17 protein-coding genes are annotated in these 20,778 nt (G+C 40.5%); 2 read left to right on the forward strand and 15 right to left on the reverse strand.

Going from position 1 to position 20,778, the window contains the following annotated elements; all coding sequences use genetic code 11:
- Positions 1-4 precede the first annotated feature (4 nt).
- Together J6O61_RS17730 and mtaB are read right to left on the reverse strand one after the other, a co-directional pair.
- Positions 5-280, reverse strand: coding sequence for an IreB family regulatory phosphoprotein (locus J6O61_RS17730; RefSeq protein ID WP_022775461.1), 276 nt, complete (start codon positions 278-280; stop codon positions 5-7).
- A 177-nt stretch (positions 281-457) separates the two neighbouring features.
- Positions 458-1,810: a tRNA (N(6)-L-threonylcarbamoyladenosine(37)-C(2))-methylthiotransferase MtaB gene (mtaB, locus tag J6O61_RS17735; protein WP_292215646.1), complete on the reverse strand. Its 1,353-nt coding sequence runs from the start codon at positions 1,808-1,810 to the stop codon at positions 458-460.
- Between the two features lie 92 nt (positions 1,811-1,902).
- Between mtaB and J6O61_RS17740 the strand changes: the two genes are divergently transcribed.
- A complete protein-coding gene (locus J6O61_RS17740; protein ID WP_022775464.1) occupies positions 1,903-2,133 on the forward strand; it encodes an HPr family phosphocarrier protein in 231 nt (76 codons plus the stop codon).
- Between the two features lie 92 nt (positions 2,134-2,225).
- On the opposite strand, the gene thiI is transcribed toward J6O61_RS17740, so the two are convergent.
- The 10 genes from thiI to J6O61_RS17790 all read right to left on the reverse strand — a co-directional run bounded on the left by thiI (position 2,226) and on the right by J6O61_RS17790 (position 13,371).
- The gene (gene thiI / locus J6O61_RS17745) at positions 2,226-3,428 is read right to left on the reverse strand and encodes a tRNA uracil 4-sulfurtransferase ThiI (RefSeq protein ID WP_292215647.1); all 1,203 of its coding nucleotides are present in this window, start codon (positions 3,426-3,428) and stop codon (positions 2,226-2,228) included.
- A 16-nt stretch (positions 3,429-3,444) separates the two neighbouring features.
- Positions 3,445-4,602, reverse strand: coding sequence for a cysteine desulfurase family protein (locus J6O61_RS17750; protein ID WP_292215648.1), 1,158 nt, complete (start codon positions 4,600-4,602; stop codon positions 3,445-3,447).
- 14 nt (positions 4,603-4,616) lie between these two features.
- On the reverse strand, positions 4,617-5,372 hold the full coding sequence (locus J6O61_RS17755) for an RsmE family RNA methyltransferase (RefSeq protein ID WP_292215649.1): 756 nt from the start codon (positions 5,370-5,372) through the stop codon (positions 4,617-4,619).
- The gene (gene prmA, locus J6O61_RS17760; protein ID WP_292215650.1) at positions 5,372-6,409 is read right to left on the reverse strand and encodes a 50S ribosomal protein L11 methyltransferase; all 1,038 of its coding nucleotides are present in this window, start codon (positions 6,407-6,409) and stop codon (positions 5,372-5,374) included. The genes J6O61_RS17755 and prmA overlap by 1 nt, the downstream gene beginning before the upstream one ends.
- A 99-nt stretch (positions 6,410-6,508) precedes the next feature.
- The gene (dnaJ, locus tag J6O61_RS17765; RefSeq protein WP_292215651.1) at positions 6,509-7,690 is read right to left on the reverse strand and encodes a molecular chaperone DnaJ; all 1,182 of its coding nucleotides are present in this window, start codon (positions 7,688-7,690) and stop codon (positions 6,509-6,511) included.
- Between the two features lie 50 nt (positions 7,691-7,740).
- Positions 7,741-9,624, reverse strand: coding sequence for a molecular chaperone DnaK (dnaK, locus tag J6O61_RS17770; protein ID WP_292215652.1), 1,884 nt, complete (start codon positions 9,622-9,624; stop codon positions 7,741-7,743).
- Between the two features lie 34 nt (positions 9,625-9,658).
- A complete protein-coding gene (gene grpE, locus J6O61_RS17775; RefSeq protein ID WP_292215680.1) occupies positions 9,659-10,240 on the reverse strand; it encodes a nucleotide exchange factor GrpE in 582 nt (193 codons plus the stop codon).
- 92 nt (positions 10,241-10,332) lie between these two features.
- Entirely contained in the window at positions 10,333-11,364 is a 1,032-nt protein-coding gene (gene hrcA, locus J6O61_RS17780) for a heat-inducible transcriptional repressor HrcA (protein ID WP_292215653.1), read from the reverse strand.
- A gap of 202 nt (positions 11,365-11,566) precedes the next feature.
- Positions 11,567-12,043, reverse strand: coding sequence for a DUF6465 family protein (locus tag J6O61_RS17785; RefSeq protein ID WP_292215654.1), 477 nt, complete (start codon positions 12,041-12,043; stop codon positions 11,567-11,569).
- 137 nt (positions 12,044-12,180) lie between these two features.
- Entirely contained in the window at positions 12,181-13,371 is a 1,191-nt protein-coding gene (locus tag J6O61_RS17790; protein ID WP_292215655.1) for a pyridoxal phosphate-dependent aminotransferase, read from the reverse strand.
- A 146-nt stretch (positions 13,372-13,517) separates the two neighbouring features.
- On the opposite strand from J6O61_RS17790, the gene J6O61_RS17795 reads away from it, so the two are divergent.
- On the forward strand, positions 13,518-15,251 hold the full coding sequence (locus J6O61_RS17795; RefSeq protein ID WP_292215656.1) for an ABC transporter ATP-binding protein: 1,734 nt from the start codon (positions 13,518-13,520) through the stop codon (positions 15,249-15,251).
- A 33-nt stretch (positions 15,252-15,284) separates the two neighbouring features.
- On the opposite strand, the gene J6O61_RS17800 is transcribed toward J6O61_RS17795, so the two are convergent.
- From J6O61_RS17800 to pth, 3 genes are all read right to left on the reverse strand, one after another.
- Positions 15,285-16,238: a hypothetical protein gene (locus J6O61_RS17800; protein WP_292215657.1), complete on the reverse strand. Its 954-nt coding sequence runs from the start codon at positions 16,236-16,238 to the stop codon at positions 15,285-15,287.
- A gap of 340 nt (positions 16,239-16,578) precedes the next feature.
- Entirely contained in the window at positions 16,579-20,145 is a 3,567-nt protein-coding gene (gene mfd / locus J6O61_RS17805) for a transcription-repair coupling factor (RefSeq protein ID WP_292215658.1), read from the reverse strand.
- Positions 20,142-20,774, reverse strand: a complete 633-nt coding sequence (pth, locus tag J6O61_RS17810; RefSeq protein WP_292215659.1) for an aminoacyl-tRNA hydrolase — start codon at positions 20,772-20,774, stop codon at positions 20,142-20,144. Before pth ends, mfd begins: the two co-directional genes overlap by 4 nt.
- Between the last annotated feature and the right edge of the window lie 4 nt (positions 20,775-20,778).

Raw genomic sequence — 20,778 nt, forward strand, 5'->3', positions numbered from 1 at the left:
AATATTATTTGCTTGCCCAGTTATTGCTCTTAATATACTCAGTAAGCATTTCCTCTACAAGCTCATCACGCTCAACTTTCATGATAAGACTTCTGGCACCTTTATGGCTGGTAATGTAAGTAGGATCTCCGGACATAATGTATCCAACAATCTGATTAACCGGATTATATCCTTTTTCAAGGAGAGCATCATAAACAACAGAAAGAACTTTCTTAACCCCTGTTTCAGGCTCAACCTCTACTTTGAAAAATTGGGTGTTTCCTAAATCCTGATCTGCCATAAAACCATCTCCATTTCTTGACTATTTATATGATATCAGTTTGCTCTTTGTCAAGTCATCGACGCATCTGATACAACACGCACTCAAATCACATTTCACGCAGCCGGCATCGTAGTGCCGGATACCGGATACGGATTAACCGTTCACCATTATATATTAAATATTACACTATCAAAATCAAATAAGCAATGTATCCCCATTTAAGAAGGCAGAAGGTGTAACTGTGGTAATCTCCCCGGAATACGCTCTGTACCTTTCTTTTTCATCTATGGAAACTGCTACTCTGACATATCTGTCAGTATGCCCTATCATATAGCTTCTTCCCTTAATCTCTTCTTCGTCTTCCCACAGAACACTTAATTTTTCGCCGATAAAAAGATTACGATAACTTTCTGACTGCTTTCTTGTCAAATGAAGCAGTACTTCACTTCTTTTTGTCTTTTCCTTATCGGTAAGCTGCTCCTTCATACCTGCAGCAACGGTGCCTTTTCTCGGGGAATACTTAAACACATGCATCTCGTAGAAATCTATATCTGTAACAAATTTCCTGCACTCTTCAAACTCTTCATCTGTTTCACCGGGGAAACCTACAATAACATCAGTTGTGATCGCCGGCCTGTCAAAAACTTCCCTTAGGATTCTGACGCTTTCTTTAAAATCGTCAGAAGTATAATGCCTGTTCATTCTTTTAAGAACACTGTCGCAGCCACTTTGAAGTGACAAATGAAAATGTGGACAGAGCTTAGGAATTGCTGCCAGTCTCTTGGCATTTTCTTTAGTAATTATCCTTGGCTCAAGAGAACTAAGACGTATTCTCTCTATTCCCGCTATATCACCAATCTGTTCCACCAGAGAAATCAGCTGTGGCTCACCGAAGTCAACTCCATAAGAGCTGGTATGTATTCCTGTAAGAACAACCTCTTTGCACCCTGCAGCCACAAGCCCTTTTATCTCAGATAGTATATCTACTACCGCTCTGCTTCTTACTCTTCCTCTTGCATAAGGGATTACGCAGTAAGAGCAGAACTGATTACATCCATCCTGAATCTTGATATATGCTCTTGTGTGCTCAGGCATATGAGTAAGAGTCATATTCTCATACTCATGAGTATTGTTTATATCAATGATCGAGCTGCCGTTCAAAGTCTTATCATCCGAATCATTTTTTGCTTCCATGAATTCATTTAAGATATCAACAATCTCAGACTTTTTGTTGTTTCCAACAGCAAGGTCTATGCACTCATCCTTTTTAACACCGTCAATTCCTGTCTCAACATAGCATCCAACTGCAACAACAGTTGCCTCAGGATTCTCCTTTTTGGCTTTATGCAGCATCTGTCTTGACTTTCTGTCAGCGATATTTGTAACAGTACAGGTATTGATAATATAGACATCAGCCTTCTCATCAAAAGGAACGATTTCTGCCCCGTTTTCCTTAAGTTTCTGGCTCATGACATCAAGTTCATAGCTATTTACTTTACATCCTAGATTATGAAGTGCAATCTTTAATCCATTAACGTTATTTTGCATATTAAAATTTCTTTCTAATTTTGTTGTTGTCAAATCATTGACTTTTGCCGTTAGTACGTTTACTATAAAGAAAAGAAGGAGGTATTTGCGCAATGAAGACCGTAAAAATTTCTTTAAATTCTATCGATAAGGTAAAGTCTTTCGTAAACGATATTACGAAGTTCGATTATGACTTCGACCTCGTTTCAGGAAGATACGTTATCGATGCAAAGTCTATTATGGGTATTTTCTCACTTGATCTTTCCAAGCCTATCGATCTTAATATCCATGCTGAAGACGGCGCAGATGAGGTTCTCGAAGTATTGAAGCCTTACATGATCTAATCTTTCCGGATTAGATCTCTTTAAAAAGTTTATTCAAGACCATCTTAAACATCTGTTTAAGATGGTCTTTTTGTGTAGAGCACTTGCCAAGGTTATCTCTTAACTTCAATAATTTCATCAGTCTCAAGAGCGACTCGTACCAGCTCATCTATCTTTTCCGCAAGATTTTCTTCGTGTTTTCTGATAATATCCACTCTGGGCTTTGTAACAGGGTGCTTGGCCACGAAAATAGTACAGCAGTCTTCATACGGAAGAATTGATGTCTCATATGCATCAATCTTATAGGAAATATCCACAATATCCTGCTTATCAAACGCTATAAGCGGTCTGTAAACGGGAATATCAGTAACAACTTCACCGGTACACATAAGACTCTGCATAGTCTGTGACGCCACCTGTCCTATGCTCTCTCCGGTAATAAGTCCCATGCATCCGGACCTGGAAGCCAGCTCATCTGCAATTCTCATCATATATCTGCGCATGATGATGGTAAGCTCCTCATGTGGGCACTTTTCGTAGATGTACATCTGAATATCAGTAAAGTTGATTACATGAAGCTTAACTTTTCCTGTATACTTAGCAATTACTCCAGCCAAATCAACAACTTTCTGCTTGGCCTTTTCACTTGTATATGGAGGTGCATTGAAATAAACCGCCTCTATATCAACACCTCTTTTGGCAACCATATAGCCTGCAACAGGTGAGTCAATTCCTCCCGACAAAAGAAGCATTGCCCTACCTGCAGTACCAATAGGCATTCCTCCGGGACCCGGTATTACTTCGGAAAAGATATTAAGCTTCTCTCTAAGTTCAACATTTATGAGAATATCAGGTTCATGAACATCAACCTTCATCTCTTTGTATGCATCCAGGATCCTTCCTCCAAGCTCTGCCGCCATAGCCATGGAATCCATGGGATAACTCTTATCAACTCGCCTTACTTTTACCTTGAAGGTCTTGTTCTTATCAGGGTAAACTCCATCAATAAAGTCGATAACAGCCTTTGCTACTCCATCGGTATCAGGTAGATGATTCTCTCCATCCCTTGCGATAGACACAGCAGGGCAGATTCCTGTAATACCGAAAACAGTCTTAAGACTCTCAACAGTCTCATTAAAATCAAAGTCCTTGGCATCAATATACATTCTTCCGGCAACACGGCTCACATGAAATGTACCGTCGCACTTAGATAAAACCCTTTGTATCTGTTTAACCAATGCCTCTTCAAAGACATATCTGTTTTTCCCTTTTACGCCAATTTCTGCATACTTGATTACAAAAGCATGATACTGCATATATACCTCTTTCTTTTTAATGCCTGTAAAACTTTCTCATGTTTGAAACCTGAGAACATAATGTATCCAAAAAATAATCAATTTCTTCTTTGGTAGTCATAAATGACATACTAATACGAATTGTTGATTCTAGCAAATCTTTTTCAAGTCCTATTGCCTGAAGAGTATCTGACACGTGTGGGTTGTTTGAAGTGCAGGCACTTCCGGCAGACACATAGATATTCTTACTGCTAAGCATGTTAAGTACTGTTTCTGCTGCAAGTCCCTTTATTGAAACGCTTATGATGTGTGGCGCACCAACCATGGGGCTCTGTCCATTGATTTTAATATCAGGAACTCTTTCAAGGAGAGAATCAACAGTATACTGCTTGAGATCATAAAGTTTTTTTATTTTGGCGTCAAAATCCTCATAACACTTTTTGGCCGCAAGTGAAAGTCCCGCTATTCCGGGTACATTTTCTGTGCCTGACCTCATTCCCCTTTGCTGTCCACCACCATAACAAACAGGAACAATCTTTGTTCCCTTTTTTATATATATAAAGCCAACTCCCTTAGGACCGTGTATCTTGTGTCCACTTACAGACAAAAGGTCTATATTCATTGTCCTTGGTCTGATGAGTATTTTACCGTAGGCTTGAACTGCATCAACATGAAAATAGATATCTTTATTGATGCTCTTTATTAATTCTCCCGCCTTCTGAATCGGCATGATAGTTCCAATCTCATTATTTACAAACATTATTGAAACAAGGATTGTCTCTTTTCTGATAGCATTTTTAAGCGCATCAATATCTATACATCCTGTATCATCCACTGAAAGATAAGTAATTTCAAAGCCTTCTTTTTCCAGAAAAGCCATTGTCTCAAGTATTGCAGGATGCTCAATTTTAGTTGTAATAATGTGATTGCCGCGCCATTTACATGCCCTTGCCACGCCAATAAGTGCCAGATTATCAGACTCAGTTCCACCGGAGGTAAAAACTATCTCCTGTGGATCAACCTTAAGAGTCGATGCCAGCATTTCCCTTGACTGCGAAAGTCTTTCGCTTGAAACCATTCCCATATGATGCACACTGGAAGGATTTCCGTATTCTTCTTTCATTATTTTGGCAACCAGATCCGCTACTTCATCATATGCTCTTGTAGTTGCCGAATTATCTAAATATGCTTCCATTTGTTTTCGTCCTATTATTTTCCTTCAAGATGATACATCAGCCATGAAATAATTGTAAATCCCGCTGTTTCGGTTCTGAGGATCCTCGTCCCCAAAGTAATCGGTTCTATACCATTTTCTTTGCAAAGACCTATCTCTTCCTCGGAAAAGCCGCCTTCCGGGCCGATAAATACCGCTATGCTTTCTCCCGGTTTAATGCCTTCTATGAGCTTTTTGGTTTCATCAATATGCTCTGCATTTTCGTAAGGAATAAGCTTAACATCCATGTCCTTGGCAAAAGCTACAGCTTCCTTAATTGTCATTGGCATATGAACATTCGGTATATAAGCTCTCTTACTCTGCTTTGCAGCCGCCTCCGAAATTGCCTGCCATCTCTTTATTTTGGACTGAGCCTTTTTTTCATCAAGTTTTACTACGCAGCGCTTGGTCGCCATCGGAATAATTTCAAAAGCTCCAAGTTCAACAGCTTTCTGAATGATCAGTTCCATCTTATCAACTTTAGGAAGTCCCTGGAAAAGATATATTTTTGAAGGAAGTTCATGATTCCCCTCTTCAACAAACATAAGCTTTCCGATAACACCGGTGTCGTTTATTTCCTGAATCTCATAAAAGATCTCTTTTCCATCCTCATCACCTCGGATGCTGACAGAAAACTGTTCGCCCACCTTCATCCTAAGAACATTGGCTATATGATTGTAATCGCTGCCTGTAATCTCTACCGTCTTATAATCCGGTGCAAGACAACAACTTTCCACAAAAAAATGATACATCAGTTTTTCCTCGAAGTAATTGAAACCCAGTCTCCCTGATGATGAATCTCAAGTATCTCAAGACCAGCATCAAGATGTGCCTTCTTTACCTCTTCTTCCTTGGTATTTATTATTCCGGAGGTAATATAGATACCGCCGGTCTTTAACTGATTAAGTATAACAGGTGTGAGAGGTACAAGTACATTAGCAAGGATATTGGCAACAACAATGTCATATTTATCATATCCAACAGCATCCTGAACAGATTTATCATCTATGATATTGCCAATCATCATGTCAAACTTTTCTGCTGCAATGCCATTATTTTCCATATTCTCTTTTACTGCCGGTACAGCACACTTATCAAGATCTGTTCCTACAGCATGCTTTGCCCCAAACATAAGCGAAAGAATTGATAAAACACCACTTCCTGTCCCGACATCCAGAAGTTCTGTATCTTTAGTAACGTACTTTTTAAGCATTCGGATGCAAAGCTGAGTAGTCTCATGCATTCCTGTTCCAAAAGCTGTGCCCGGATCTATATGAAGAACCATATTGGCTTTTTCATCATCCTCAACTGTTTCTTTCTCCCATGATGGAATAACAAGAATATCATCTATATAAAATTTATGGAAGTACTGTTTCCAGTTATTAATCCAATCTATATCCTCTGTGACTGATATAGAAACAGTTCCGTCTCCAATATCAGAGAAGCTTCTGAGTTCATCCAACTTTTCTTTAATCTGTTCTTCAATTTCTTCAGGGCTCTTTTTTACTTTTACATACTCTCCGTCATCATCTGCAAGCTCAACAGTAAGCATGTTTTCATCATCTATCTCTAAAAAGAAATTAAGAAAAGCCGCACCATTTTCAATTCCGCTATCTTTCTCATCCGGTTCCAGCTCAGGTGCATCTATGAACATCTGCTCTTTATCAGCTGCAGAAAGAGGAGCATTATCCTCTATTTGAGCTCCTTCAAGTCCTATGTCCTCCAAATAGCTTATTATAATATCTTCCGATTCTTCGTTAGTACGAACTCTAAAGCGCATCCACTTCATAGAACACCTCCGCAAAAACTATACACAGTAAAAAACGTGAAGCAGATTTTTAATTCCGCTTCACGCGTATAATAACATAAATTATTTAAAATGCCAAAATTACTTAAAGAATCCTTTTTTCTTCTTGCCGCCTGAACCATCGCCGTTTGGATCTTTATCTCCTGCGCCCATCATACGCTCAGCAGCTGTCAAGGAATCTCCTGTTTTTTCATCAAATTTCTTAAGAAGCTCTTTTGCTTCCTTGGAAAGTTTTTCCGGAACCTGAACAACAAGTGTTACATAATGATCGCCTCTTGTGTCCTTATCTCTAAGTGAAGGAACACCTTTTGAACGAAGTCTTACTCTTGTATCCGTCTGAGTTCCCGGCTTTACATCATAAGCAACTTTTCCGTCTACCGTATCAATAAGAACAGTTCCACCGAGTGCAGCAACCGCAAATGAAACCGGAACCATTGAGTAGATATCATATCCTTCTCTCTGGAAAATAGGATGATCAGATACGATAACCTCAACTAAAAGATCTCCTCTTGGTCCGCCATTAATACCGGGTTCACCCTTTTCACGAATTCTCACGCTTTGTCCATTATCAATACCTGCGGGAATAGTTACCTTTATCTTCTTTCTGCTGGCAATATATCCTGTTCCATGACAATCGGTACACTTATCTTTTATAACCTTACCTGTTCCGCCGCACTCAGGACATGTCTGAACATTACGTACAGTTCCAAAGAATGACTGCTGTGTATAAACTATCTGTCCCTTACCGCCGCACTTAGAACATGTCTGTGCTGATGTACCGGGCTTAGCACCTGTTCCGTGACATGTAGGACATGAATCCTTAATTGTAAGCTCAAGTTCTTTTTCACATCCAAAAACTGCTTCAAGGAAGGTAATCCTTACACTTGCTCTGAGGTTAGCTCCTTTTGACGGGCCTGTTCTGGCTCCCTGACGTGATCGTCCACCGCCAAAGAAATCTCCGAAAATATCTCCGAAAATATCTCCAAAGTCTGCTCCATTGAAATCAAATCCGCCAAATCCGCCGGCGCCGCCATCAAAAGCAGCATGACCAAACTGATCATACTGACGCTTTTTCTCAGGATCACTAAGTACTGCATAGGCCTCAGATGCTTCCTTGAATTTTTCAGCAGCTGAAGCATCACCCGGATTCATATCCGGGTGATACTTCTTGGCAAGTACTCTGTATGCTTTTTTTATTTCATCCTCAGAGGCGTTCTTACTAACGCCAAGGACTTCATAATAATCGCGCTTCTGCTCTGCCATATTGCTCCTTTAATCCTTAAATTGTTACTGTTTAATCCTAATCAGTAACATTAAACTTCTCTGTAATCTCCGTCAACTACATTGTCATCAGCTGATGAAGCATTATTTGAAGCTCCGCTCATATCCGGGCCTGCACCAGCTCCCATGTTAGGACCTGCGCCTGCTGCTCCCTGTGCATTCTCATACATCTTAGCAAAGAGTGCCTGAGCATCGTTCATAAGCTTTTCTTTCTGGCTCTTAAGAGAATCGATCTCGCTGTCAGAAAGCTCTTTGTCCTTTGTCTGCTCAAGTGTTTCCTTGAGAGCCTTGATATCGTCTTCTACAAGCTGCTTCTGAGAAGCGTCGATCTTGTCGCCAACATCCTGAAGAGCTTTCTCTGTCTGGAATACGAATGAATCAGCATCGTTACGAGCATCGATTCCTTCTTTACGCTTCTTATCCTGAGCTTCATATTCCTGAGCTTCCTTAACAGCCTTATCGATATCTTCATCAGACATGTTAGATCCGGCTGTGATTGTGATGTGCTGCTCTTTACCTGTTCCAAGGTCCTTAGCAGATACGTTAACGATACCGTTAGCGTCGATATCGAATGTAACTTCGATCTGTGGAACACCTCTCATAGCTGGTGGGATTCCATCAAGTCTGAACTGTCCAAGTGACTTGTTGTCCTTCGCGAACTGTCTCTCACCCTGAAGAACGTTGATATCTACTGCTGTCTGGTTATCTGCAGCTGTTGAGAATACCTGGCTCTTCTTTGTAGGGATTGTTGTGTTACGCTCGATAAGTCTTGTAGCAACACCACCCATTGTCTCGATAGAAAGTGAAAGTGGAGTAACATCAAGAAGAAGGATGTCACCAGCACCTGCATCTCCGGCAAGCTTACCACCCTGGATAGAAGCACCGATTGCTACGCACTCATCAGGGTTAAGGTTCTTACTAGGTTCCTGACCTGTAAGCTGTTTAACTTTCTCTACTACGCAAGGAACACGAGTTGATCCACCAACAAGAAGTACCTTTCCGATATCTGAGTTAGTAAGACCTGCATCCTTCATAGCGTTCTGAACAGGGATAGCTGTTCTCTCAACAAGGTCGTGGATAAGTTCTTCGAATTTAGCTCTTGTAAGATCTACATCGAAGTGCTTAGGGCCATCAGCGCCTGCTGAAATGAAAGGAAGGTTGATGTTTGTTGTTGTTGAAGAAGAAAGTTCCTTCTTTGCCTTCTCTGCAGCTTCCTTAAGTCTCTGCATAGCCATCTTATCGCCTGAAAGGTCTACGCCTTCTTTATTCTTGAAATCCTGGATCATCCAGTTGATGATTGCCTGGTCGAAGTCATCACCACCGAGGTGTGTATCACCGTTTGTTGAAAGAACTTCGATGACGCCATCACCAATCTCAATGATAGATACATCGAATGTACCACCACCAAGGTCATAAACCATGATCTTCTGCTCTTTTTCATTATCAAGACCATAAGCAAGAGCTGCTGCTGTTGGCTCGTTGATGATTCTCTTTACTTCAAGACCTGCAATCTTACCGGCATCCTTTGTTGCCTGACGCTGTGCATCATTGAAATATGCAGGAACTGTGATTACTGCTTCTGTAACTTTTTCGCCGAGATACTGTTCTGCATCAGCTTTCAGCTTCTGAAGAATCATAGCTGAAATCTGCTGTGGTGAATACTTTTTGCCATCAATTGTACGACCATTGTCTGTACCCATGTCTCTCTTAATTGATGAAATTGTGTTTTCAGCGTTTGTTACAGCCTGACGCTTTGCAGGTTCACCAACAATTCTCTCACCATTCTTTGTAAATGCAACGATTGAAGGAGTTGTTCTAGCACCTTCCGCATTTGCTATAACAGTTGGCTTTCCGCCTTCCATAACTGCTACGCAGCTATTTGTTGTACCAAGGTCGATACCGATAATCTTACTCATTTTTTTATCCTCCAAACTCTTATTGTTATCTTATTTATTTGTTAACACCAACCATGCTGTGTCTAAGCACGGTGTCGTGGAATTTATATCCCTTTTGAAGTTCCTGTGCTACAATTCCTGATTCATACTCTTCGGTTTCAACCTGCATTACTGCATTGTGAAGGTTTGGATCAAATTCCTTTCCCACAGCTTCAATAGGGGTTACTCCAAGGTCTTCAAGCTGCTTGATAAGCTGCTTATAAATCTTGTTCATACCATCTGCAAAGGCTCCGTCTTTTTCCTCTTCAGGAACTGCTGCAAGTCCTCGCTCGAAATTATCAACGATAGGAAGCAGTTTTTCTAATACATTGCTCTGGCCCTGTTCAAACATCTGAGCCTTTTCCTTATCAGTTCTTTTTCTGAAGTTATCAAACTCCGCAACCTGTCTTATAAGTCTGTCATTAAGTTCATCCAGTTTTTCTTTTAAAGGATCTTTCTTTTCTTTTTTGGAAGATTCCTCTTTGTCAGGTTCCTTAGCTTCTGTGTCATCAGCCTTTGCTTTCTCAACATCCTGCTCAGTCTTTTCAGTCTCTGCAGAAGCCTCTTTTTCCTTTGCTTCTTTTTCAAGATCTTCCATGATATTCTCAAGAACTTCCTTTTCCTGTTCGCTAACATGTTTCTTCTTTGTGCTCAACTTTAGTGCCTCCTAATACTTGTATATCATCTGCGCTAACCCTTTTTGTACAAATCATCAAGCGCATGTCTCATATTCTTTAATGTAGAAATTACCTTGTCGTAGTCCATTCTCTTGGGACCTATGATGCCGACCGTTCCCTTCATTCCATCGCCAAGCTCATAAGTTGCGGTTACTACGCTGCAATCCTTCATAGCCTGTACAGGTGTCTCGTTGCCGATATAAACCTGTATTCCGGTTTCCTCTGAGTCGGAAGAAAGGGTATTCTCAACTATACTTGTAAGATCCTTGGTATCCTCAAATGTACTTATAAGCTCACTGGCTTTGGTAGAATCGGTAAGCTCAGGGTACTTGAAAATATTCATGGTACCACTTGTATATATCTGAAGGTCCTCATCTGCTGTAATCGACTCAGCAGCCGCGTCAATGACATTTCCTATAATCTGGCTGTGAATACCTGCTTCCTGCTTTACCGAAGCAATAAGTCCAAGATTTATATCCTCAACAGCAAGCCCATCAAGTCTTGTATTCATAAGAATGTTGAGCTTAAGCATTGTTGCATCATCCAGCACTTCTTCAACAGGAATGATCTTGTTCTTGATGACATTTCCTTCTATTACTATGGTTGCTAAAAGGTGTTCGTCATCAACTTTGCTTATCTGTATAAATTTAAGTTTATTTTTCCTGATCTGCGGTGCAGATATCATCGTGGCATAGTTGGTATCAATCGCCAATGTCTTTGCCACCTGCTTAAGAAGATTCTCAAGCTTCTCCTCCTTATCAAGGAGCATTTCCTTCATGTTCTCAACTTCCTGTTCCTTATCACGGAGCATCTCATCAACATAAACCCGATATCCCTGATCGGATGGAATACGACCGGCTGAAGTATGTGGCTGTAAAATAAGTCCCATCTCTTCAAGGTCTGCCATTTCATTTCTGATAGTCGCGGAGCTAAGATTAAGATCCGTATACTTTGAAATGGTACGGCTTCCTACCGGCTCCCCTGTCTCCAGATAATTCTTAACTATAGCATGAAGTATTTTTCTTTTTCTCTCATCTAATTCCATGTTGCCCTTCCTCTGTCTTCACCGGTTAAATTCATCGGAATGGTATTTTTAGAGGTGTTAGCACTCGCTTGATTTGAGTGCTAATATCTTCTGTAACTTAAAATATCACTATGAGAGTGTAATGTCAACATTGCTTTTTATAAAATAAATATAAAACAAAAAAACGCTCTCTACTTAGTAGAGAGCGCAATAAACATATTGATCAAAGTCCGATTCTTCCCTGAACCTTATCATTTACTACATAGTATGCTGCATCTTCATCAGGCTTTACATAAATGCTGAGTTTCTTGATTTCGTCAACATTTCCCCCCATTTCATACTGGTAATTATTCTTGGAATTCTGAATAATCTCTTCATATGGAACGTGCTTGTAGGAATACTGAAGCTCGATGCTTACCTTAACTTCTTCATCCTTAGCAGCTGCTTTCTTAGTATCAGGCTTCTTGACCTGAGTATTTTTTGCTGGTGCTGCCTTCTTGACTGTATCCTTCTTAGCCTCAGTTTTCTTGGCTGCAGCAGCTTTCTTGGCTACAGTTTTCTTTGTAGTTTCCTTTTTGGATTCAGCTTTGATAATAGCTTCAGTCAATTCTTTAACTTCTGATTTCTTTACTTCTGTTACAGGAGCTTTTGTTGCAGTTGCTGGCTTAACAGAAGAATTCGTCTTCTTTGCTTCAGGCATTTCAATCCCCTCCTCAAAATCACGCTTGATTTATGTAGCTCTTTAAAACAGTAAAGTCATTTACGAAATAGAGTTTACTCCGTTTAAACCGCATTGTCAACGCATTTATGAAAGAAAAGTTATCATTTTTGCCATTATTATGCGGTATAGTTGTCCTCGACAAACTCGCGAAGGCGATCCATGGCTCTTTCCACCTTCTCTGTATCGATACAATAAGCCATTCTGAAGAATCCCGGCGCTCCAAATCCGTCAGTAGGCACAAATATCAGGTCATAGTCCTTTGCCTTTTTGCAAAAGCTGATAGAATCCTCTTCCAGAGCCTTTGGCATAATATAAAAAGTTCCGTCAGGCTTTACTACAGTAAATTTAAGCTCCTTTAACGTCTTATAAATAATGTTCATGTTGGTCTCATACACGGAAAGATCTGCTGTAAGTGAGCATACTTTTGCAACTGCCTGCTGGATAATTGAAGGTGGACAATTGTGTCCTGTTCCTCTTGATATCTGCCCGCACATGGGAACTATCAAATCTGCTCCTTCGCAAGCAGGATTAACTGCAACATACCCTATCCTTTCGCCCGGAAGAGAAAGAGATTTTGAAAATGAATAGCAGCTTAAAGTATTATCATAAAATTTGGAAACATAAGGAGTATCTGCCCCCTCAAATACTATTTCTCTGTAAGGTTCATCTGAAATGAGGAAAATAGTGTGTCCGTATTCAGCAGATTTCTTTTTTAATATATCAGCAAGTTTTGTAAGAGTAGCCGTTCCATAGGCAACTCCGGAGGGGTTATTGGGTGTGTTTACCAGAACAGCCATTACCTTATTGCCAAGCATCTCCTCAAACTTATCAAAGTTAATCTGGAAAGTCTGAGTATCGGCTGGAACGACCTTAAGTTCAACTCCGGCGCCTTTAATATATGGAAAATACTCAGGGAAAAAGGGAGCAAAAGTAATCATCTCATCCCCGGGAGAAGTGACTGCTCTAACTGCATGCGCAATCGCTCCGGCTGCTCCTGTTGTTGGAAAGATGTGCTCAGGACCATAATTCATCCCAAAACGTTCATTTAAAGATTGTGCTATGCTCTCTTTATATAATGGATTTCCAAGACTTGGTGTATAACCATGAAGAGTCATGGTGTCCTCATTTTGTAAAAGACGTATCATTTCTTCGGTAAACTCTTTTGGAACCTCCACACTTGGATTGCCGAGACTGAAATCGAAAACGTTCTCATATCCTATTTCTTTTCCTCTTGCAGTTGCATATTCTGAAAGCTCTCTGATAACGGATTTTGCTCCGAGCATATCTTTGTACTGGCTATTTATCATATCTTCCTCCTCAAAAACGCAATTTAAACTGCCTCAAATTATAGCACATCATTTTAACCATTTAAAGTATTAAAGCCAAATGGAGCGCTTGATAATAAATAGCGCACAATGTAAAATTACACTAATATTATTAACAGGAGTCTGCAATGAAACTTATTAAAAAATTCATTCCCTACTACAAACCTTATATTGGCGTATTTCTGTTTGACCTTGTCTGTGCGACCGTTCTTTCTATTATTGATCTGGCGTTCCCGCAGTTTTTAAGAATTCTCAGAAGTACTCTTTTCCTTGAAGAACCGGAGATTATCTTCAGCCGTCTTGGTCTTGTGGCAATAGCGCTTATACTTATGTATATAGTAAGGTCTTTATGCAAATACTATGTCACATATCAGGGGCATATGATGGGTGCCAAAATGGAATCAGGCATGAGGCACGACCTCTTTGATCGTTTCGAGGCCTTCTCTTTTTCTTATTATGATACTCACAACACCGGTGAAATGATGAGCAAACTGGTCTCAGACCTCTTTGATATTTCCGAACTTGCTCACCATGGTCCTGAAAACATTTTCATTTCAGTGGTTAAAATTGTTGGTTCTTTTATCCTTCTTATGAATATAAATGTGCCGATGACAATGTGCCTCGTTGTGGTTGTACTATGTATGGCGGTTTTTTCCGTAAGCCAGAATAAAAAGATGCGTGCAACTTTTTCAGATAACAGACGGAAAATCGCAGGCATCAATTCATCTCTCCAAGATACTCTCGGCGGAATCCGCGTTGTTAAGTCTTTCACCGGAGAAGAAATTGAGGAAAAGAAATTTGACGAATCCAACATCGCATTCCTTGACTCCAAGCAGGCTAACTACCGCCAAATGGCCAGGTTTCACTCCGGAAACAACCTGTTTGAAGGACTTATGTTTGTAACTGTCCTTGTAGCAGGCGGTTTCTTTATAGCCAAAGGTCAGATCACAGGAGAAGATTTAGCTATTTATGCTCTATATATCAATATTTTCATAAATCCCGTAAACGTCCTCGTTGAATTTACAGAGCAGCTTCAGAAAGGACTTGCAGGCTTTGAAAGATTCCGTGAAGTCATGGAAACCGTGCCTGAAATTGTTGATAAGAAAAATGCCGGAGAATTAAAGAATGTTAAGGGTGTAATTGACTATAAAAATGTCAGTTTTTCCTATGAGGAAGAAGAGGCAGTACTCAAGAATATTAATCTTCACGTTGATGCCGGCAAATCCGTTGCAATCGTTGGTCCTTCCGGAGGTGGAAAAACAACACTATGCTCACTTCTTCCAAGATTTTACGACGTTACAGACGGTGCTGTTTTAATCGACGGTACTGATATCCGCGACGTAACTCAGAAATCACTTCGCTCATATATCGGTATCGTTCAGCAGGATGTATATCTTTTTAATGGTACGGTAAAAGAAAATATTGCATACGGAAAGCCTGATGCAACCGCAGAGGAAATTATTGATGCCGCAAGAAATGCAGATCTTCTAGAATTTATCGAGACTCTTCCAAATGGATTTGATACTGAAGTTGGAGAAAGAGGAGCCCGCCTTTCGGGAGGTCAAAAGCAGAGAATAGCTATTGCGCGTGTTTTCCTGAAGAACCCTCCGATTCTCATCCTTGACGAGGCCACCAGCGCTCTTGATAATGAAAGCGAGCGCTACATACAGGACAGTCTTGACAAGCTTTCAGTGGGCAGAACCACCATTACAATCGCCCACAGACTCTCAACCATCCTCGGAGCAGACGAAATCATCGTTCTCGACGAAGATGGTATCAAAGAGCGCGGCACTCACAAAGAACTCATCAAAAAGGAAGGTCTCTACGAAAAGTACTACCGCATGCAGCTTGGAAAAGTCTGAACCAACACTTTCTTGCGTTCTCATGAAAGTAAATTATTTAAATGCTGCAGGTCTTGGCCTGTTGACCTGAATAATTTTTGAGGCTTCTAGATTTCCCATGAGAAGGAGTCTCGCCTCTCCAATGTACTCGGGTTTTATCATGTAATGACAGTAAGTCTCAATGAGAGAGAAGAGATTAGCGGTTCTGCCCTCAATCTTAAAATTGTTGATTCCCATAGGTACATATTTTTCCCAGATAAGCTCAGGGGAAACGTATGTTGAATAATCTTGGATAGTATAGATACAGTTTTTGTCACCATACTCGCATTTCCAGGGAATCAGAGGCTTTTGTTTATCCTTCGGAAGAAGACGGTTTTCTTTTACTATTTCCTGGTTAAGAGCAATGTTCTTGTAGTGGTCGCCTCTTCTCTTGCAATCGGGAACACAAAGGGCATTTACCAGCACTTCAAGTTTCTCTTTGTGCTGAATCTGTTCTATCAGATCCCACTTATTATTCATGTTGTAGTCAAGAACCACGTATTTATAGTCTTTATCAAGCTCTGCATTAAGACTGTCGAGATCCTTTATCTCCTTACAGGTTGTAGAATCAATCTTATAAGAAGGATATTTGGTTCTGATGAACTCCTCAAGAAGTGGCGAGAACACCAGCACTTCATTCATGCCATTGTTTCCTGTCTCCATGCAGAAATTACAGAATGGATCCATTAAATCTACTTCGGTAATAAGTGGATTAGTAAAAGTAAAACGTACAGGAATGTGATTTGCGTTTATACTCTTTATTACATTTTGTACAAAGGCCCTGTCACACTGATCATCAGCTATCAGTCTTCCTCCGTTCCAAAGCGAAAATGGAAAAGAACCAAAAAATGATGCAATCTCAACACCCTCCCTAAAATAATGCGGGAACTGTTTCATCATACTTATCCAAAACATATTCAGCGGATAGTTATATCTCAGCCCCGGCAAATGAAAACGAACATTCCCCATATCAATACACCTCACAACAAAGTACTTACCATTCAACTCTACTATTTCCCATAATTTTTCGCCAATCACTTATTGCTATGGGATTACTATTTTTGCAAGAACAGCAGACGAACTGTAAGTGCAGGCATAGTGATGTGAACGATTTATTTTGAAATGATGATAAATGGATATAAATAAACCCACAAAAGACTTGTGTTCTGAATAAGTATGAAACAAGGCTTTTGTGGGTGTTTTATGTCCAATTTATCACATTGAAAAATATCAGAGTGAACAGAGCTATACCTGCACTTTCAGCTCGGCTGCGTCCGTTTACAAGAAAGTATATCTTCTTGTGATTTTGTTAGTCACGTACAAGTGCTTTCATCTTTTCCACAATCTCCTCTGCATCTTCAAGGAGTTTCTGCGCAGCCTTAGCTGGATTGCCGTCCTTTTGGTATTTATAGACAAATACCGGAATTCCTGCGCTGTGGAAAGCCATGTTTCCTTTGTAGGAAGCTATAAATCCGGGAATCTTGCCTGCATCTATTTTGGCATTAGGGTTTATCTTAAACTCTATCGTTCCATTTCCACCTTTGATTTCCGGAATGTATAGTGCATGCGCCTTTGAACGCAAAAGAGAGATTCTAAGAAGGTTATCAGCCGGCTGCGGCACTTCGCCGAATCTATCGATCAATTCATCTCTCATATCGTCACATTCTGACTGATTTTCCAAAGTTGCTATTCTCTTGTATATCTCAAGCTTCTGCTCTTCATTGAGAATATATTCATTTGGGATAAAAGCATCCACATCAAGGTCAATGCTGGTATTGATAGCATTTAAAAGCTCATCATCGCTGCTGTCACCTTTCTTTATCCTGACAGCTTCCCCAAGCATCTTGCAGTAAAGGTCATATCCTACAGCCTGCATGTGTCCCGACTGTTTTCTGCCCAAAAGACTTCCTGCACCTCTAATCTCAAGGTCACGCATGGCAATCTTAAATCCGCTTCCTAAATCTGTGAACTCTCTGATAGCAGAAAGACGCTTTTCAGCTACTTCTTTTAGCATCTTATCACGTTTATACATAAGGAAAGCATACGCAGTCCTGTTGGAGCGACCAACCCTTCCTCTTAACTGATATAGCTGTGAAAGTCCCATCTTGTCTGAATCATGAATTATCATGGTGTTAACATTTGGAATATCAAGACCTGTCTCTATGATTGTTGTCGATACAAGCACATCAATAGTTCCGTCAATGAAGTCATACATGATTCTTTCAAGCTCAGACTCTTTCATTTGTCCATGTGCAAATGCCACATTGGCTTCAGGAACAAGCTTTTGTATTTGTGCTGCCACATCTGCAATAGTGCTTACTCTGTTATATACATAGTAAACCTGTCCGTTCCTTGAAAGCTCACGGACAATAGCCTCTCTTACCAATTCATCATTGTACTCCATAACATAGGTTTGGATAGGCATTCTGTCATTGGGTGCTTCTTCAAGAACACTCATTTCTCTGATTCCCACAAGGGACATATGAAGGGTTCTCGGAATGGGAGTAGCTGAAAGAGTAAGAACGTCAATATTTTCTTTCAATGTCTTAAGCTTTTCTTTGTGTGTTACACCAAATCGCTGCTCCTCATCCACAATAAGAAGTCCAAGATCCTTGTATTTCACATCTTTTGATAAGAGTCTGTGAGTTCCGATAACAATATCTACAAGGCCTTTTTGAAGGTCCTGTACTGTCTTTTTTTGTTCCGCTGCAGTTCTGAATCTTGACATAAGATCCACTCTTACAGGGAAGTTACGCATTCTCTCCGAAAATGTGTTGTAGTGCTGCTGAGCCAGAATTGTTGTAGGAACCAGAACTGCAACCTGTTTACCGTCCTGAACAGCCTTAAACGCCGCTCTTATTGCAATCTCGGTTTTTCCAAAGCCAACATCACCACATACAAGCCTGTCCATGGTCTTGGTGGACTCCATATCTCTTTTAGTATCCTCGATGGCTGTGAGCTGATCTTCAGTTTCCTGATAAGGAAAGGCATCTTCAAACTCCTGCTGCCAAACCGTGTCTTTTCCAAACTGATAACCAAGGGCCTGCTGACGCTTTGCATAGAGCTCAACCAGATCCTGAGCAACTTCCTCAACCGCTGCCTTGACCTTTGCTTTGGTGTGGCTCCAATCACCGCTTCCTAGCTTGTTAAGCTTGGGCTTATGAGACAATTCATTGTCGTCTCCACCTGATGCATACTTTTGAATGACAGAAAGACCTGTTGCCAAAATGTAGAGATTTCCACCATCTCCGTACTCAACTTTTATATAATCCTTGACCACATGGTCTGTCTCTATCTTTTCAATACCTCTGTATATTCCAAGTCCGTGATCCTCATGAACCACGTAATCGCCAATTTTAAGATCCGCAAAATCTGAAATTTTCTCGCCCTTATAGGTACTTTTTTTCTTTTTCCTTTTCTTGGTATGCTCAGTAAAAATGTCAGACTCTGCTATTACAGCGAACTTAATATCAGGATACTCAAACCCCTTTAATATCCTGCCGTAATAAGTCATTATTTCACCGGGTTTCAGAACCCTGCCCGGATCCTCACTGTAAAATGCAGATACCAGATTATCTCTAAGGTCATCGACGATTCTTTTTGCTCTTGTTCGGGAGCCGGACAAAATAAGCACTCTATAGCCCTGTTTAACATAAGCCTTTAAGTCTTTTACCAGTGACTCAAAGCTATTGTTATATGGCGCTACGCTCCTTGCCTTAATATCCCAGCTTTTTTCCGGTGAAAAGATATTCTGACTCTTCGGAACAGGAAGTGAAGACATAATAACTCTTCTTCCATTTGCCATTCTGCTGACACAGTTGTCAGTTCCATACAAAAGGTCCATCTGCCCCTGAAGAACATATCCTTTTTCAGCCCTGTGAGTCATGCTCTCCCTGAATTCAGCCTCCACTGCCATCGCATGCTCAGCCACTCTTCCGGGCTCGTCAATAAATATACAGCTCTTGCCCTTGGGAAACATCTCCTGGATTGTAACTGTATCTTCATAGAAATATCTTATGTAGCTTTCAAGGTTAACTGTTGTCTTTAGTTCAAAAAGCTGTTCCTTAAGTTCCTCGGTCTGAGTTTTTAACTGATGAGCCTCTTTGGTCTTAAACTCTGAACGAAGCATCTCGACACATCTGTCAGTCTCTTCCTGTATCTTGTCCATTCCTTCCTGCAGCTTGTCTTCATCCAAAATAATTTCGGATGCAGGATATATCTCTATTGATTCAAGCTTCTCAAGTGATCTCTGAGACAGAATGTCAAAGCTTCTGATTGACTGGATCTCATCTCCCCAAAGTTCGATTCGGTAAGGATTTTCCTCTGTCAGGTCAAAGACATCAATTATATCACCACGAACAGAAAACTCGCCGGGACCTTCAACCTGATAGTTCCTCATATATCCCATAGTTACAAGTTTCCTGGTAATATCGGTCTCATCAACGGGCTTATGCCTGTCTATTGAAAGAATGTTTTCTTTTATGATCTCAGGCTTTATCTGTGGAGCCATAAGAGCAGAAAAGGTTGTGACCACAGTAACAGGTCTTCCCTCAATAAGTCTTCTCATGCATCTTATTCTCTGCCTTACAATCTCGTTACTGTGCACATCTGCCTGATAAAAGATAAGGTCTTTTGCAGGGTACACAGTGACATTCTTGTCATAAAACTTGTAATCCTCATAAATTTCTTTTGCCCGAAGATCGGAATAAGTCACTATAATCTTGTACTTAAAATCAGCGCCAAGGCTATCAATAAAGTGCAGTTTCTGGGAATCAACGCATCCGGTCACTTCTGCACATGCAAAGGGCTTTTCAAGATACTTATTGATTTCTTCAAATTCAGTTAACTCATGTAAAGGAGTTGTGATCGCTCTCATTTATTTTTACCGTTAAATCTGTTCATGGCGCTGTCTACGCCATTTTCCATAATCTCAACAACTGCAGCTGCTGCTAAATCTATTCCTTCTTTTATGGATGTCCGATCCTCGCCATCAAAGTGACCAAGTACCCAGTCAACCATATCGTACTCTTTCGGCTTCCTGCCGACACCCACTCTGACACGCTTAAAATCACTGTGTCCAAGCTGAGCGATAATGTTCTTAAGTCCATTGTGTCCACCTGCACTACCCTTGGGTCTGACTCTTATATTTCCCACATCAAGTTCCACATCATCGGATATGACAATCAGCTCTTCCTTGGTATCAACCTTAAAATAATCGCATATCGGTCTTATAGCCTCTCCACTTAGATTCATATAAGTAAGAGGCTTTACAAGGATGACTCTCTCTCCTCCAATCCTTCCTTTTCCAAATGCTGCCTTAAACTTGGTTTCCGTAAGTTCAATTCCATATTTATCTGAAAGGGCGTCTATTGTAGCAAAGCCCACATTATGTCTGGTTTCAAAATATTTCTTTTCTGGGTTTCCAAGTCCCGCAATTACAAACATTCTTCCCGTTTCCTCTTCTTTTTTTCCAAATAATTTCCTAAAAATCCCCAGCATTTTCATCACT

The sequence above is a fragment of the Butyrivibrio sp. genome (genome assembly GCF_017635265.1).
Lineage (GTDB): Bacteria > Bacillota > Clostridia > Lachnospirales > Lachnospiraceae > Butyrivibrio.

What these genes read in the sequence shown, in the direction of transcription:
- J6O61_RS17730 (WP_022775461.1), bottom strand. Translation starts at nt 280, where the DNA reads ATGGCAGATCAGGATTTAGGAAACACCCAATTTTTCAAAGTAGAGGTT.
- J6O61_RS17795 (WP_292215656.1), top strand. Translation starts at nt 13,518, where the DNA reads ATGAAACTTATTAAAAAATTCATTCCCTACTACAAACCTTATATTGGC.
- thiI (WP_292215647.1), bottom strand. Translation starts at nt 3,428, where the DNA reads ATGCAGTATCATGCTTTTGTAATCAAGTATGCAGAAATTGGCGTAAAA.
- dnaJ (WP_292215651.1), bottom strand. Translation starts at nt 7,690, where the DNA reads ATGGCAGAGCAGAAGCGCGATTATTATGAAGTCCTTGGCGTTAGTAAG.
- J6O61_RS17785 (WP_292215654.1), bottom strand. Translation starts at nt 12,043, where the DNA reads ATGCCTGAAGCAAAGAAGACGAATTCTTCTGTTAAGCCAGCAACTGCA.
- mtaB (WP_292215646.1), bottom strand. Translation starts at nt 1,810, where the DNA reads ATGCAAAATAACGTTAATGGATTAAAGATTGCACTTCATAATCTAGGA.
- dnaK (WP_292215652.1), bottom strand. Translation starts at nt 9,624, where the DNA reads ATGAGTAAGATTATCGGTATCGACCTTGGTACAACAAATAGCTGCGTA.
- pth (WP_292215659.1), bottom strand. Translation starts at nt 20,774, where the DNA reads ATGAAAATGCTGGGGATTTTTAGGAAATTATTTGGAAAAAAAGAAGAG.
- grpE (WP_292215680.1), bottom strand. Translation starts at nt 10,240, where the DNA reads ATGGAAGATCTTGAAAAAGAAGCAAAGGAAAAAGAGGCTTCTGCAGAG.
- mfd (WP_292215658.1), bottom strand. Translation starts at nt 20,145, where the DNA reads ATGAGAGCGATCACAACTCCTTTACATGAGTTAACTGAATTTGAAGAA.
- J6O61_RS17790 (WP_292215655.1), bottom strand. Translation starts at nt 13,371, where the DNA reads ATGATAAATAGCCAGTACAAAGATATGCTCGGAGCAAAATCCGTTATC.
- J6O61_RS17800 (WP_292215657.1), bottom strand. Translation starts at nt 16,238, where the DNA reads ATGGGGAATGTTCGTTTTCATTTGCCGGGGCTGAGATATAACTATCCG.
- hrcA (WP_292215653.1), bottom strand. Translation starts at nt 11,364, where the DNA reads ATGGAATTAGATGAGAGAAAAAGAAAAATACTTCATGCTATAGTTAAG.
- J6O61_RS17750 (WP_292215648.1), bottom strand. Translation starts at nt 4,602, where the DNA reads ATGGAAGCATATTTAGATAATTCGGCAACTACAAGAGCATATGATGAA.
- J6O61_RS17740 (WP_022775464.1), top strand. Translation starts at nt 1,903, where the DNA reads ATGAAGACCGTAAAAATTTCTTTAAATTCTATCGATAAGGTAAAGTCT.
- J6O61_RS17755 (WP_292215649.1), bottom strand. Translation starts at nt 5,372, where the DNA reads ATGTATCATTTTTTTGTGGAAAGTTGTTGTCTTGCACCGGATTATAAG.
- prmA (WP_292215650.1), bottom strand. Translation starts at nt 6,409, where the DNA reads ATGAAGTGGATGCGCTTTAGAGTTCGTACTAACGAAGAATCGGAAGAT.